13 protein-coding genes are annotated in these 14,286 nt (G+C 30.0%); 2 read left to right on the top strand and 11 right to left on the bottom strand.

All coding sequences use genetic code 11. The annotated features are described in order from the left end of the window. Position 1: 1 nt before the first annotated feature. The 10 genes from PQ463_RS18050 to PQ463_RS18005 form a co-directional block, all read right to left on the bottom strand. Entirely contained in the window at positions 2 to 1,126 is a 1,125-nt protein-coding gene (locus PQ463_RS18050; RefSeq protein ID WP_274254866.1) for a glycosyltransferase, read from the bottom strand. Next, complete coding sequence (locus PQ463_RS18045; protein ID WP_274254865.1) at positions 1,113 to 2,309, bottom strand: O-antigen ligase family protein; 1,197 nt, start codon at positions 2,307 to 2,309, stop codon at positions 1,113 to 1,115. Before PQ463_RS18045 ends, PQ463_RS18050 begins: the two co-directional genes overlap by 14 nt. Then, the gene (locus PQ463_RS18040; RefSeq protein ID WP_274254864.1) at positions 2,302 to 3,099 is read right to left on the bottom strand and encodes a glycosyltransferase; all 798 of its coding nucleotides are present in this window, start codon (positions 3,097 to 3,099) and stop codon (positions 2,302 to 2,304) included. Before PQ463_RS18040 ends, PQ463_RS18045 begins: the two co-directional genes overlap by 8 nt. Continuing rightward, positions 3,092 to 4,483: an O-antigen ligase family protein gene (locus PQ463_RS18035; protein ID WP_274254862.1), complete on the bottom strand. Its 1,392-nt coding sequence runs from the start codon at positions 4,481 to 4,483 to the stop codon at positions 3,092 to 3,094. Before PQ463_RS18035 ends, PQ463_RS18040 begins: the two co-directional genes overlap by 8 nt. Next, complete coding sequence (locus PQ463_RS18030) at positions 4,484 to 5,650, bottom strand: hypothetical protein (RefSeq protein WP_274254861.1); 1,167 nt, start codon at positions 5,648 to 5,650, stop codon at positions 4,484 to 4,486. Between the two features lie 135 nt (positions 5,651 to 5,785). Then, a complete protein-coding gene (locus tag PQ463_RS18025; protein ID WP_274254860.1) occupies positions 5,786 to 6,322 on the bottom strand; it encodes a hypothetical protein in 537 nt (178 codons plus the stop codon). A gap of 54 nt (positions 6,323 to 6,376) precedes the next feature. Next, a complete protein-coding gene (locus tag PQ463_RS18020) occupies positions 6,377 to 7,360 on the bottom strand; it encodes a hypothetical protein (protein ID WP_274254859.1) in 984 nt (327 codons plus the stop codon). Positions 7,361 to 7,368: 8 nt separating this feature from the next. Further along, the gene (locus PQ463_RS18015) at positions 7,369 to 9,048 is read right to left on the bottom strand and encodes a DUF6909 family protein (RefSeq protein ID WP_274254857.1); all 1,680 of its coding nucleotides are present in this window, start codon (positions 9,046 to 9,048) and stop codon (positions 7,369 to 7,371) included. Between the two features lie 139 nt (positions 9,049 to 9,187). Then, entirely contained in the window at positions 9,188 to 10,672 is a 1,485-nt protein-coding gene (locus PQ463_RS18010; protein WP_274254856.1) for a GH3 auxin-responsive promoter family protein, read from the bottom strand. An 11-nt stretch (positions 10,673 to 10,683) separates the two neighbouring features. After that, a complete protein-coding gene (locus PQ463_RS18005) occupies positions 10,684 to 11,190 on the bottom strand; it encodes a peptidase (RefSeq protein ID WP_274254855.1) in 507 nt (168 codons plus the stop codon). A 213-nt stretch (positions 11,191 to 11,403) separates the two neighbouring features. Here PQ463_RS18005 and PQ463_RS18000 point away from each other — a divergent pair, with 213 nt between their 5' ends. Beyond that, complete coding sequence (locus PQ463_RS18000; protein ID WP_008465789.1) at positions 11,404 to 11,583, top strand: Sec-independent protein translocase subunit TatA/TatB; 180 nt, start codon at positions 11,404 to 11,406, stop codon at positions 11,581 to 11,583. Between the two features lie 160 nt (positions 11,584 to 11,743). Here the strand turns inward: PQ463_RS18000 and PQ463_RS17995 are convergent, their stop codons facing one another. Continuing rightward, positions 11,744 to 13,867 (bottom strand): Tex family protein, encoded by a 2,124-nt coding sequence (locus PQ463_RS17995; RefSeq protein WP_274254853.1) that lies wholly within the window; start codon positions 13,865 to 13,867, stop codon positions 11,744 to 11,746. Between the two features lie 116 nt (positions 13,868 to 13,983). Between PQ463_RS17995 and PQ463_RS17990 the strand changes: the two genes are divergently transcribed. After that, positions 13,984 to 14,253: a DUF1294 domain-containing protein gene (locus PQ463_RS17990; RefSeq protein WP_274254852.1), complete on the top strand. Its 270-nt coding sequence runs from the start codon at positions 13,984 to 13,986 to the stop codon at positions 14,251 to 14,253. The last annotated feature ends 33 nt before the right edge of the window (positions 14,254 to 14,286 follow it).

The following is a 14,286-nucleotide window of genomic DNA, read 5'->3' as shown; positions in this document are numbered from 1 at the left end:
GTTAATTTAATTGTGCTTTGTAAATACTTTCGAGATCATTTATTTTTTGATAAATATTATGGTTCTTTTCAAAAGTCTCCTTGGCATTTTTTGAGAATTCTAGATATTTATTTTCATTTTGAAGTAATTCAATTATTTTTTGACTGAATTCTTCCGTATTGTTTTCTTTAATACAGTAACCATTAAATCCATTTATGATTAGATCTCGGTTGCCGTCACAATCAGAAACTACGCCTGGAATTGATAATGCTAAACTTTCAATCACAGAATAAGGCAATCCCTCATATCGTGCAGTAGAAAGATATAGTTTTGATTCACTTATAATATTTAAAACATCTTCTCTTGAAGTCCAACTCAATAATGTCACTTTATTTTTTAAACCTAGTTTATCTATTAGATCTTCAACTTGTTTAATATGATCTGCATGATGTCCTAAACCTAAAATTACCAAATGAACATCTATTGACTTATTGACTTTATATAAAACTTCAATTAATTCTTCTATGTTTTTTTGATAACAAGGTCTTCCAACCGTACAAAGATATTGGTCTGGCCATGTTTTAGGTATTGATAAATCAAAAATCTTTTCAATTGGTTCTATAGCATTATTAAAAAGATTGGTTTTTGATTTTGGAAAACCAACTTCATTTATCGCTCTATTTAGCTCAGATTGAGAAGAGGCTAATAAAATTGTTCTCCCTTTTGAAAGCACTTTTTCAATTATTAAAAAAAATACTTTTTTAATTTTACTTTCCGCACTCAAAAAAGAAAACGCTTGTGGTGTGTGCAAAACTTTTGTTCCTGTTAAAAAACCAACTATTCTCCCTGTAACACCACCTTTTGTACTATGTGAATGTATCAAGTCTGGTTGTTCTTTACGAATGATTTTCCAGGTCTTTAAAATTGCCTGAAAATCACTTTTAAAAGATATTTCTCTGTAAATTGGAAGCTTATAATCTACAATTGGTTTAGCATCTTTATCTACAAACCCATTTATAGTGTCCGAATCCCCATGAATTACAATATTCTCAAAAGTCTTATTATCCAAATTGTGAAGTATCTGTCTCAAAGAGACATCAACTCCTCCAACTGAATGTAGAATATGAGCAATTTTAATTTTCTTCATTTATTTTATTATGGGCCAAAATTAGTATAAATATACCAAACAAATAACATCCAAATTGTCTATAAAATATATTTTCTACTATAAAAAAAAGTAAGAACGAAACTACTGTTGCTACTTTGAAAAAATCAGATTTAGATTCAGATATTAATTTTACAAAGAAAACAACAAACAATAAAAAAGTTGTAATTCCTCCAATTAAATAGAAATCGATAAACTGGTTATGCGAATTAAATTTCTCTGATAAAAAATATTCTCGTTTTGATTCATTTTCAATCTTTGAGGAATAACAATTCAAAAAAAGTTCTCCTATTCTTTGATAACCTTCAAATCCAATTAAAATTTTAAAATCACTTTCTTTTGTCATTTGATAGGCACAATCCCAAATCACGATTCTTGGTTCATAATCTGATGCTGTCTTCAAAGACTCTGAAAAATTACTTTTTATAAAAAAACGCTCAGATATATTTTTATTAATAAAAATTAAAAGTACAAATCCAATGGCTAAACTTATTAAAACAAGAGCCTTTTTCAATTTACTAATTTTAAAATAAAACATTAGATAAACTGTTGCTAATAGGAATATTGTTATAATGGAAATTCTTGCCGAAATTAAAACTATAAATAGAAATAATATTAATCCATTAATAATCCATACCTTTTTTAAAGGTGGATCTGAAATTGCTTTTTCAATAGCGAGAAAAATTCCCAAAACAGCAATAAATCCAATATAGGGACGCTCCAATAACAACAATTGATTAACCTCAGCTGTATTTGAAAAAGGAAGATTTTTGTTTTTAAAATAATACAAAGCAATTAAAAAAAGTGAGCTTACAACGACAAGAGTTATTGCACATAAAATAACTGTCTTTAACTTATCTGTAGATTTAATTCTCTGAAAAACGATTGAAAGCCAAAAGATTAATAATAATCCTTTATAAACTTTCAAATCATAAATTATAGTTCCGAAGAGAAGCGACTTAAAACTTAAAAAAATTAATATTGCTAATAAAAAATTGCTAGAAGAAAACCTAAATTTTGGTTTTTGAATTGATCTAAAATCAATAATTGTCCATAAAGATAAAACCGCTAAAATAATATTAGGAATCGCTTTTGAAAAAAAAAGCGACAATATTAAACCATAAGCAAGGTATTCAAAACCGTTCTTTTTTAATATATTAAGCATTTTTCTTCATTTTTTTAATCGCTAAAATTATATTATATGGCAAAATAAGGAGTATATAATTTCTAAAAAGACCATAGATTGGATACCATCCGAAATAAAAATTGTCTTTTATGATTTGAATTCTGCTTTTTACCTGCTGCTGTCTTTTTTGCAAAGAAATCCCTTTTTCATTAATTTCAATTTGGGTCAAGTACTCTTTTATATTTGCCATCTTATGCTTTTTTAGAATAGCAAAAAAGAAAGCATAATCTTCAGCAGATTTATAATGAGTAGGATAATATCCAATTGTTTCAATTATTGACGTGCAAAACATTACAGCAGGATGTATGAGCATCGAATTGAAGTACATTTTTTTTTCTATTTCTTCATGATGTAATGGAAGGTTAATTGCATATAAAAATTTGTCATCGCAATCTACAGCCAATACATTTGTACCAACAATTTTAATTTCGAGATTTTCTTTTAAAAATTGGTGCTGAATCTGAAATCTTTTTCCTAAACAAATATCACCACAATCTAATCTTGCAATATATTCATATTTTTTAGCTTGAGCTATTTCTAACCCTTGGTTTAATGCTGATTCTATTCCTCCATTTTTTTCTAAAATCTTAAAAAAAACTTTTCCCTTTGCTTTAAAACTTTCATAAACTAAATCTTCATTTAGCTTAATTGCACTTCCATCATCAACAATTAGCACATCTGATTCTTCATCAGGATCTATTGACCTTAAAGACTTTAATAATCCTTCTATATTATTATAATATGGAATTAAAACAAGAATTTTATTCATCTTTAAATTTTAATGGTTTGTATCTCATTCTTATCAAAATAGCCAAACTTAACCAAACACCATACATTCTAAAAGTATCTATTTGCAACCAGTTTACATATAGCCCTGAAAGAGATATCAAAATGATTATTAATAGAATTTTATCTTCATCTTTGGCAGTTTTCATTAGTTTTCTAACCTCAACCAAAGAGAAAAAAATAAGCATTAAAAATAAACTAAAGCCAATTAATCCTGTCTCTGCGAGCAATCTGGTGTAAATATTATAACCTGGCGGAAATGATTTTTCGTTTTTATTTTTATACAGTAATTCAAATTCATAATTATTTCTTGTTGCCCAACTTGGGTAATGTGTTCGAACATGATACCCTTGCTGTCCAAACCCAACACCAATAATCGGATTTTTACTAAAAACTTGTAAAGCAGCATATTGCATTCCAAATCGAGATTGATTGGATACGTTTTTAGTTAGATTTTTTCTAAAATCCAGCGAATCTATTTTATCTCCTATGGCGTTAACAATTTTAGTTCCATTCAAAAGAAGCAAAAAACAAAATACAATAGTAAACGCAAGGAATGATTTTAAAAGATAAGATTTAAAACGCGGATCTCGATATAAGAAAACACAAAATATACATACTTGAAAAAGAACAACTATAAGTCCTGTTCGTGATCCTGAAAAATAAGTAAGAAATAAAACAGCAAAAGCTGGCAAAAATTTTACTAGGCCTTTTTCTGTAAGTATATAACTAAACATCCAACCAGAAATAGTAATAAGGTAAATAGCTAAAAATGGCGGTTCATAAGCAATGGACGAAATCCTTCCTCCTGTTTGAAGAGACACTTCTAGAAAGGGGAAAAAATCGAATAGTTTTAAAACTGAATATAGTTTTCCGAAACCAAAAACTACAACTAAGACTTCAAAAAACCCGTATGTAAAAGCTATAATTAATGAAAGTAGAAATACCTTTCTTATTTTTAAAAGAATATCAATGGTCTTCATTTTATAGATTACATTCCAATAAAATAAAAAGAAAACAACGCAGGATAATATCATTGAAAAATATTGTCTCACAAAACGGTTAATTCCGCTAGTGTGTTTAAAATAATTTGAGACAACGGTATTTGCATTTAAAACAGTAGTTATGAAACACCATATTAAAAAAAAGACAAGTATTTGGAAGATAGTGCTTTTATAAGGAATTGAAATTTTACCTTTTGCAATAGATTCAATACCTAATAGTAAAAAACCTAAAAGAAAAAAAAGTGCTCCAGATTCTGTTTTAAATTCTCCCAAAAAAGAAAGCCCTTGATATTCATTAAATGAAAAAAAGAAAAGTCCGAGAAAGAAAAAAAACAGATATATTTTTGATAATGGTATTTTCATTTACTCATCATTTTTTATTTGATTAAGTAATAGCTTTTTACAAATAATGCTTCTTAGCAACCAAATGAGTGTCATATTAAGAATTATTATTTCTATAGCATTAACGAAAATAAAAGTAAACAATAAAATTACTATTGTTATCAAAACTATTATCAAGTTTGATTTTCTTAAAGTTTCTATTGATGTTTTTGCCTCAAAAGCAGAACTTATCGACGAAGAATATAATCTTATTATACCCGAAATTAAAAACATCGCAATTACGCTTAAATATTCGTCAAAAGGAAAACTTAGCCATTTGAAATAGCTCAGAAAAAAAGTAACACAACACAATGCTAAAGCCATTAAAAATCCCAATAAAATGACTTTCTTTCTAAATTTTAAAAAATAAGATATCGTGAAATTGTTTTTGAAAAAAATTAACTGTTTAAATCCAATATAATTCTGTAAAATAGAAAAAGGTGACAAAAAAAAGCTTGTTAAATAAAAGAAATTACCAAACTGCTCAAAACTATATTTATGTTCTACAATAAAGCGATCTGCAAAAACAATAAGTGAAAAAGATGAAATTGAAACAAAAAAATGAAAAGAAGATTCTAACATTCTATTGTTTGATATTATCGAATTAAACTCGAATTTTATTTTTTTTAAAATATAAAAAAGAAAGAAAAAAAAGCAGGATATAGTAATAAGAGAAACTAAAAGTAAAAATAAAGAAAGATCTGAGTATTTGTATATCAAAAAAAAGATTGCCAGCAAAAACATTGCAATCTTCCAAACATTTGATAATAACTGTGATAACACAAAATTTGAATTTAATCGAAATGTTGATACCAAAAAAGTAGAACCAATTATACTTAAACTTACTAAAATTAAAACAAAGAAATTAAGCTGTATTTCTGGATATAAATTTCTAAATAAAATTGTCCCCGTTACCGAAGAAAAAAGAGCAAAAAATAGAATTAAATAAAGTATTGATTTTTGAGTCAAAATCTCATTTTTGTTTTCGACTCTTGAAAAACGAATAAAAACTTGCTCAGTTCCAAAAATTCCGAAAACATATATAAATGAAAAATAAGTAACAAAAACAGATAAATATCCATACGTCTCAGCGCTCAGAATTTCCTTCATAATAATATTTGAAGCAAAAAAACTTAAAGCTCCAAACATTAGCACTATTAAAGAGGCATGCTGAAAAAAATATTTTCGTAAAATAAATATCAATACTTTCTTTATATTAAAAAGGTTAATTCATAAAAAATGAATTAACCTCTATATTTTAATTTATAATTATCTATCTAGAACTTATAACTGTTTCCCTTCAAGTTTTTCAAGCTCAACATATATTGCTGGCTTTGTATTAAAAATTGGATCATAATTACCTTCTTTTTCTGTAAAAGAAGCTGTTCCAGTTGCAGCATCAAAATTTATAAATTCATTTGGAGTAAAATATTTTAATAAATCTTGCTGTTCTACTTTAAAAATTTTACCATTATAACTTAAAGCAATTGAATTAATTTTGATTGGCTGTTGTTCTTTTTTTGAACTAATATCAAAACGAATATCATTTGGCAAAATTCCTTCAGGTATACTAAACGTAATTGTTTGCGCTTCTGCTTTTCCTTTTACACCATAATACACTGTGTTTTTTGCATCAAAATAAGCAATAGACGCATCTTTGTAAAAAAGAATCAATTCGTCATCTTTTTGAATATTCAAATCAACAATAACATTAAAAGTATTTGCTTTAACTTCCTCAACAGGCTCCTGCACCTCCTTATTTTTGCAAGAAATAAAACATACAATTGCAAGTAAGTTTATTAAAATGTTTTTCTTGTTCATTATCTTAAAATTTTGACAAATGTAATTTTTTTTGATTTAAATAATAGTAAAAAATTAATTACTCAAAAGACTGTTTTGCCTTCTATAAAATGACATAAAAGATCTATAAAATATAAAAAGTAAAACAAATAAAACTGGCAAGATAAATTTCAAATACTTTTCTGTAATTTTTTCATACTCTATATTAGTTGTAATACTGCTTTCTTTAATTATTTTGTCATAAGCGATCAATTCTATTTTATGATTTGCCTGCTCATTAATTAATGTTTCTTTTGTTTTAATAATATCATTTAATTGAGTATTTTCATTGTAATACACCAATTTATCATTTTTAGCACCGCTATTTGTTGATTTCGAAAAGTTATCTAAAAGACCATCAATTTGTTTAATAATCGTATCATTTTTTCTCATTTTTAGCTGAATATTTTCATACGACTCTTTTTGGATTTTACTATAATAATCAGATGCATTAAAATATTTCAAAAATGGTTTAACCAGCTTTTCTTCAGATGTTTTGTTTTTTGTTGTTAAAACTATAGTTTGATACGTATAATTTTTACTTGTTATATTTTCCTGAAGCACTTTTTTAATGTCCCCGTCTTCGGCCATTAATTTTATCAATTCAAAATTTTCTGGTTTATTGTTAATAAAATTGTATACATCTGCAATTGGTTCAATTTCGATCTTTTTCAAGTTATCAGGATTTTGGATTCCCACTATATTTTTTAAAAATAAAGTATCTCCTTCCTTAATCTTAGCATCAATTAACTCGATTTTAGAATACAGATAATCTGTACTCCCAAAATTTGGTGCCACAATAATTTGATGCTGATAGTTTTTTTTATAGCTTTCTAATAAAAATCCTGTCCCAAAACCCACAACAATTAAAATAAGGACAGTAACCCAATTCTTTACAAAAAATTGAATACTTTTAAAAATAGAAGTACTAACTCGGTCAAAAAAAATGCCGATTTTTTTTGAAATCTGAGCCAAATCAATCTCTTGATCTTCTGTATTCTGAGGTACTTTTGTACTCATTTAAAGTGTTATTTTATATTAAAAATCTGCTCTAAAATTTTAATAGTAATCAAATAAGTTGGTTTTACACCAGTTGTTCCTAATCCACCTGAAGCCAGCGTGCTTCCTGTTTCCAAAGGATTATCTGATGCATAATAAGCGTAACGAACTTTGATATCATGCGGAACGCTTTTTCTAATTTTTGATGCCGACTGAATCGCTTTTTGGTAATATGATCCTTCCATTTCAAGACCAATTACACCCCAAGTAGATTCGTGGAAGAATTTCAATAAATCTCTGTTTTGCAATGAAGTTCCTAAAACGGTAACCATTGCTCCTTCATAAATATCTATATCATTTCCTTCGAACATTGCGCCTGTTAGTTCGTTTTCGAAGAAATAATTATCTGCTGTTCCTTCGTTAATATGTGCCGTCGGAATCATGATATCTCCTTTTCCTCCTTCCAGAATTCCAGCTTTACCCATAATCGAAACCGATTTTACATTCAGTAAAGTTTCTTTTTTGAATGGTTTTAAAAGTTCGTCGATAGTCTCGTAAGCTTGTTCTCCAAAAGCATAATCCATTACGATTATAACTGGTTTATCTTCACCAACATTTGCATGCGAAAAAGCTGTTTTTGACCAGTCAATTTTAGCCGTATCAAAAATCTGAACATCGATATTGGTTCCTGAACAATCTGGCAACGAAATCATTCCATTTTTTAAAGCCAGTTCTTCAACCTGTCCTCTTATTTCTTTTGAACCAGAACCGCTTAATTCTTCATAAATAAAGAAATCTGTTTTTCCTTTATATTTTGTTTTCAGCAAAGGTGTTGCAAAAATCGAATTCATCACACTGTGCATATTGGCACTGATAACGTGAATTGGTCTTTTCAGCAAATCGTTTGCTTTTAAAACTTCTTTAATATTTGTTGCCCAAATTTCTCCGTGAATGTGATGTCCTAATCTTTCACGTAAAACAGGACTAAAAGTGATAGTTCGTTTATTGTTTTCAACAATTTCCTCGATTGCCAATTTTCCTAACCAGTAAATAACGTGCAAGAAACGATCTGGCGCTGATTCAGAACCAAAAGCATCATAAATATCTAAAACTTCTTCGAAGGTTCTAGCCAAAATGTTTGCTACGTGAGAAATCGCTTTTTCTTTCTCAATCTGCGTCAGCTTTTTGGTTTGCATTACAGATTGCTCTAATTTCTGCCAATCGCGCGAAACTTCTCCTCCATCGTCTATCAAAACTCTGTTTTTAATTTTATGAGATTCGATGAAAATGAAAGTCAAATGCGTCAAAATATCATAAATATCCGAACGTCCACGAGTGATTTCAACATTCATTTGTTCTTCATCGATTCTGTAGCAATTTCTTCTTCTTTTTGGAGGAACAATTGGCTGAAAATGCGATTTAGAATATCCTTCGTCTGATGTTAAATTAATAAAACGGCACTGCTCGATTCCAATTGGAAGACGTTCTATAACGTACAAAAGTCCGTTTAGTTCTACTTTCTCTTCGGCAATGTTTCCATAAATTTCTGGGCGTAAAGCCAATAATGATTCGCGTAAGCTATCGCCAGAAACTCCCATTGGTTTGTAAAAACCACGGTTGAATAAATGGCGCATTGTAATGTACATTTTTTCTATCGCCGCAGAAGATTCTTGCGCTCTAGATCTTGATATATGTTTAGTTTCTTTCATGTCTTTTTAATTTTAAAATCATCTTCTTTTGTAAAGAAGATGTCAATATTTCAATAAACGAAAGTAGGAATTATATATATAACTTTAATAAATTTCCATTTAACAAATTGTTAGACGGCGATTTTAAAAATGCTAAATCCTACTTCAAATTATCTGCAATATCTCTATTATTTGATAATCTCGGAATCTTATTCTGTCCTCCTAGTTTTCCTTGCGATTTCATGTAATCTTGAAATCCGTTTTTAGAAACTTTAGTGATTACTACCTTTCTTAAAACATTTCCGGTAATTAAATCATCGTAATAGATATTCTGCTTTCGCATTGAACTGTCAATCGTTTCAGCAAAAACTTCCATATTTTCAGGCTCTTTTTCAAATTCAATTAGCCATTCGTGGTACGGTAATCCGGTGGTAGGCGTGATTTGTGGAGCTACAGTAAATTCATTGATTACTATATTAGTTGAATTTACGGCTTCTTTCATCGCATTTTCAACCTCATTGGCAATAACATGCTCTCCAAACGCCGAAATATAATGTTTAATACGACCTGAAACTATAACACGATACGGCGCCAAAGATGTAAATTGAACGGTATCGCCAATATTATAACGCCAAAGCCCTGCGTTGGTAGAGATAATCAAAACATAGTTTACTCCTACCTCAACTTCACCAATCGTGTATACTTTCGGGTTTTCACTAAAAAATTCATCTGCTTTTATAAACTCATAGAAAATTCCTGAATTCAAAAGTAATAACATTCCTTTTTCTTTCTGCGAATCTTGGTACGCAAAAAATCCTTCAGAGGCAGGAAACAATTCAATGCTATCTACTTTTTTACCTATCATCTGTTCAAATTTCGCTCGATAAGGCTCGTAATTTACTCCGCCGTAAATAAACAGATTAAAATTTTTGAATATCTCGCTAATCTTTTTCCCTTCGCTTTTTTGCTGTAGACGTTCAAAATACATCTGTACCCAAGACGGAATTCCAGAGATAACCGACATGTCTTCTTTTATGGTTTCGTCTACAATGGCATCTACTTTGGTTTCCCAATCATCAATGCAATTGGTTTCCCAAGATGGCATTCTGTTTTTCTGCAGGTATTTAGGAACAAAATGCGCCACAATTCCAGAAAGTCTTCCAAATTTAATTCCGTATTTTTCTGTGAGGATTGGGCTACCTTGCAAAAAGATCATTTTTCCGTCAACAAAATCTGCTTTTCCAGTCTCGTTAATATAATGCAGAATGGCATTTCGGGCCGCTTCTATATGATAAGGCATCGATTCTTTGGTCAGCGGAATAAATTTCGCTCCCGAAGTTGTTCCCGAAGTTTTAGCAAAATATAATGGTTTTCCTTTCCATAAAATATCTGCTTCGCCTTTTACAACCTTTTCAACGTATGGTTTTAAGTCTTCGTAATCTCTTACAGGAACTTGTTTCTGAAAATCTTTAAAAGTTTTTATTTGATTAAAATAATGATCTTTTCCAAATTCGGTGTCTTGAGCATTTTCAATCAGACTTCTAAAAACCTTTTGTTGCGTTTCAACAGGTTTTTCAGCCCATCTAAGCGTTTGTTTATATATTTTTCGGGCAAAAATTTTCGCCGCAATTGACTTAATTGACATTTTCAGTGGTATTATTTTTTATCACTTTTCTTTTTGTCTTGAGATTTTGCCTTCAGTTCTTTTTCTGTTTCAGCGACATCTTCTCTCAGTTTCATTTCAGCATCAGATGCTTTCATATTTAAATCTGAAGCATCTTCAACCGATTCTGCTAATATAGAATCTTTATTAAATTTTGAATATTCTAATTCGCCTTTTAAAACTTTTTGAATTCCTTTTATATAAATTTCATTCTGTTTTAAAGCTGTTTCTAAAGAATCCGATTTAATTGCTAGTCTTGTAGCGTTTCGCTTCAGTTCTGTAGAAGAATATCCAGGAATAAATTCGCGAAGGGGCGTAAAAGCAATAATGAAAGTAGTAACCAAAATTAGAAATATTCCGCCTAAAGTAAACGTTACAAAGACATTCATTAAAGTAAGCCTAAAAGAAAATATCTCTTCAAAAGTGTCTTCATTTAAAATTACTAATCGGTTTTTAATGAACAGTTTTTTCCTAAAATTCCTTTTATTTGTTTTAGTCATTATGCTTCTTTATTCTAGCAAATATAGTAATTAATCGTCATGAAATTTGTTCGAAAAATTTCATGACGACCTATAATTTACGATTTTATAAAATATTTAACGCGGTCTAATCGAAATATTTTAAACTAAAAATACTTCTATTTCGTATATTTCTATATACCTTTGCGGAATAATTAAGAAAAACAATTTGCTTCGGCATTAAATATATTAGTCATGGGAAGATTAGGTCTTACAGAAATCCTTGTTATCGTAGGTATTGTGATATTACTTTTTGGAGGTAAAAAAATTCCAGAATTAATGAAAGGTTTAGGAAGTGGAATTAAGGAATTTAAAAACGCTGCTAAAGACGATCAACCTGCTGCTTCTAAAAAACAAGAGGAAGAAACGAAATAATAAATTCGAAAAAATTAAAATCCCAGATTACAATGTAGTCTGGGATTTTTTTATGGATTATAATGAAACTACTCTCAATAGTTTTGTGATTTCTCCCTTCGGTCGAAATGAAAAGATTACGGAAGTTTTTGGAATTTGGAATTTAAAAAAATTGGAATTTTTACAAAACCATCGTCAACTGAATTCTCTTTCTATCTTCATCAACCTCAGTTACTTTTACATCAACATGCTGATGTAATTTCACCACTTCGTTAACATCACTTACAAAACCAGCTTTCAATTGCGAAATGTGAACTAATCCGCTTTCTTTGATTCCAATGTCAACAAAACAGCCAAAGTTGGTGATGTTATTAACAATACCTGGTAAAATCATTCCGGTTTTCAAATCTTTGATTGATTTTACGTTGGCATCAAATTCAAAAACCTTAGCCGATTTTCTTGGATCTAATCCCGGCTTTTCAAGCTCTTTTATGATATCTTTTAGCGTAAGTAAACCAATTTCAGGTGTTACATACTTTTCAGCTTTAATAAGCGCTGTTTTCTCTTTATTTGCAATTAATTCATTTAAAGAAATGTTCAAATCCTTCGCCATCTTTTCAACAACCGGATAAGCCTCTGGATGCACTGCCGAATTATCCAACGGATTTTTAGCATTTGTAATTCTAATAAAAGCCGCTCCCTGCTGATACGCTTTGTCTCCTAAACGAGGCACTTTTTTCAACTGTTTTCTGTCTTCAAAAGGTCCGTTTTCAGAACGGTATTGTACAATATTTTCAGCAAGCTTCTCTCCGATTCCACTTACGTAACTTAGTAAATGTTTACTAGCAGTGTTGATATTAATTCCAACCGAGTTTACGCAACGAATTACGGTGCTATCCAATTCTTCTTTAAGTTTCGTCTGGTCAACATCGTGCTGATACTGTCCTACTCCAATCGCTTTAGGGTCGATTTTTACCAATTCGGCCAAAGGATCTGAAAGTCGTCTTCCGATAGAAACCGAACCACGAACAGTTACATCATAATTCGGAAATTCTTCCCTCGCAATTTTTGAAGCCGAATATACCGAAGCACCTGCCTCAGAAACCACAAATACTTGAATTGGTTTGTCAAACGCGATTTTTTTGATGAAAAATTCCGTTTCGCGCGAAGCTGTTCCGTTTCCGATAGAAATCGCATCAATTTGGTACGCATTTACCATCGAACGGATTTTCTTTATCGCCATAGTTTCCTCGTTTTGAGGTGCGTGCGGATAAATGGTTTCGTTGTATAATAAATCTCCTTTTTCGTCCAAGCAAACTACTTTACAACCACTTCTAAATCCTGGGTCAATTGCTAAAATACGTTTTTCTCCTAACGGCGGAGCCAATAACAACTGACCTAAATTATTAGCAAAAACCTGAATCGAGTTAGCATCAGCTTTTGCTTTTGCTTCTTGCAAAGTTTCGTTACCAATTGCAGGATTCAGTAAACGTTTATAACTGTCTTCAATTGCTAATTGCAAATGAGCTGTTGAATTATTTTGTTTTTTAATGATGATTTCGTCAATAACATCGTAGGCATCGTCGATATCAACATCAATTTTCATTTTGATAAAACCTTCGTTTTCTGCACGAAGCATTGCTAATAAACGGTGCGCTGGCGCTTTTGTCAAAGGCTCTTCCCAATCAAAATACTGATCGAATTTTTTTGCGCCTTCTTCTTCGGCTTTCTTTTTAACCACTTTTGTAGCAATGGTTGCTTTACGCTGAAACAATCTTCTTAATTGTTTACGAACATAAATATTCTCGTTAATCCATTCGGCTACAATATCTCTTGCACCTTGAATAGCCGCTTCTTCGTTAATAACATTCTCATTAATATATTGCGTCGAAATAAAATCGATATCGGCATCACTTTCAGATATAATCAGTTTAGCCAAAGGTTCTAAACCGAATTCACGCGCAACATCTGCCTTTGTTTTTTTCTTCTTTTTGTATGGAAGGTAAAAATCTTCAATTTCTTGTAAATCAAAACTGTCTTCAATTTTTTTCTTCAAATCGGGTGTAAGCGCTTTTTGCTCTTCTATAGATTTTAAAACCGCTTCTTTACGTTTTATAAGTGTATCATAATCTTTTTGAAGTTTCGCAATCTGCTCAATTACAGTTTCATCAAGGTTTCCTGTTGCGTCTTTTCGATATCGCGAAATAAACGGAATCGTACAGTCTTCCTCTAATAATTTTACTGTGTTTTGAATACTGACTGCGGGCGCCTGAACAGACTTGGCAATAAATTGAATATTAGTCATACTTTTAATGAAATGATTTTCTTACTTAAAAATGATATAATTTACTTGTTAAAACGTTTCTGCAAAATAGTAAATCATTCGGCTAAAATAATATCTTTGTTTCTAATTTTAAGCCTATGGAAATTTTATTATTATATTTTTTATTGATAAACATTCTCGTTTTTATTTTCGCGGGATATGACAAATCTCAAGCCCGAAAAAATAACCGACGTGTTCCTGAAAAAACATTGTTTCTCATGGCTTTAACCGGTGGATCTCCGGGGTTATTAACAGCAATGTTACTATTTAGACATAAAACGAGCAAAACTTCTTTTATTGTAAAGTTCGTTGTGATTTTAGCAATTCAAGCTGCACTTATAATTGCTTATTTAAACTATAAAAAGTAGATATTAACATTGTTGATAACTCAAAAAATACAT

The sequence above is a fragment of the Flavobacterium sp. KACC 22763 genome, assembly GCF_028736155.1.
Classification (GTDB): domain Bacteria; phylum Bacteroidota; class Bacteroidia; order Flavobacteriales; family Flavobacteriaceae; genus Flavobacterium.
This window is presented reverse-complemented; position numbering and strand designations above follow the sequence as displayed.

Excerpts from the sequence above, each read along its gene's own strand:
- PQ463_RS18050 (WP_274254866.1), bottom strand. The coding sequence starts at position 1,126 with ATGAAGAAAATTAAAATTGCTCATATTCTACATTCAGTTGGAGGAGTT.
- PQ463_RS18045 (WP_274254865.1), bottom strand. The coding sequence starts at position 2,309 with ATGCTTAATATATTAAAAAAGAACGGTTTTGAATACCTTGCTTATGGT.
- PQ463_RS18040 (WP_274254864.1), bottom strand. The coding sequence starts at position 3,099 with ATGAATAAAATTCTTGTTTTAATTCCATATTATAATAATATAGAAGGA.
- PQ463_RS18035 (WP_274254862.1), bottom strand. The coding sequence starts at position 4,483 with ATGAAAATACCATTATCAAAAATATATCTGTTTTTTTTCTTTCTCGGA.
- PQ463_RS18030 (WP_274254861.1), bottom strand. The coding sequence starts at position 5,650 with ATGTTTGGAGCTTTAAGTTTTTTTGCTTCAAATATTATTATGAAGGAA.
- PQ463_RS18025 (WP_274254860.1), bottom strand. The coding sequence starts at position 6,322 with ATGAACAAGAAAAACATTTTAATAAACTTACTTGCAATTGTATGTTTT.
- PQ463_RS18020 (WP_274254859.1), bottom strand. The coding sequence starts at position 7,360 with ATGAGTACAAAAGTACCTCAGAATACAGAAGATCAAGAGATTGATTTG.
- PQ463_RS18015 (WP_274254857.1), bottom strand. The coding sequence starts at position 9,048 with ATGAAAGAAACTAAACATATATCAAGATCTAGAGCGCAAGAATCTTCT.
- PQ463_RS18010 (WP_274254856.1), bottom strand. The coding sequence starts at position 10,672 with ATGTCAATTAAGTCAATTGCGGCGAAAATTTTTGCCCGAAAAATATAT.
- PQ463_RS18005 (WP_274254855.1), bottom strand. The coding sequence starts at position 11,190 with ATGACTAAAACAAATAAAAGGAATTTTAGGAAAAAACTGTTCATTAAA.
- PQ463_RS18000 (WP_008465789.1), top strand. The coding sequence starts at position 11,404 with ATGGGAAGATTAGGTCTTACAGAAATCCTTGTTATCGTAGGTATTGTG.
- PQ463_RS17995 (WP_274254853.1), bottom strand. The coding sequence starts at position 13,867 with ATGACTAATATTCAATTTATTGCCAAGTCTGTTCAGGCGCCCGCAGTC.
- PQ463_RS17990 (WP_274254852.1), top strand. The coding sequence starts at position 13,984 with ATGGAAATTTTATTATTATATTTTTTATTGATAAACATTCTCGTTTTT.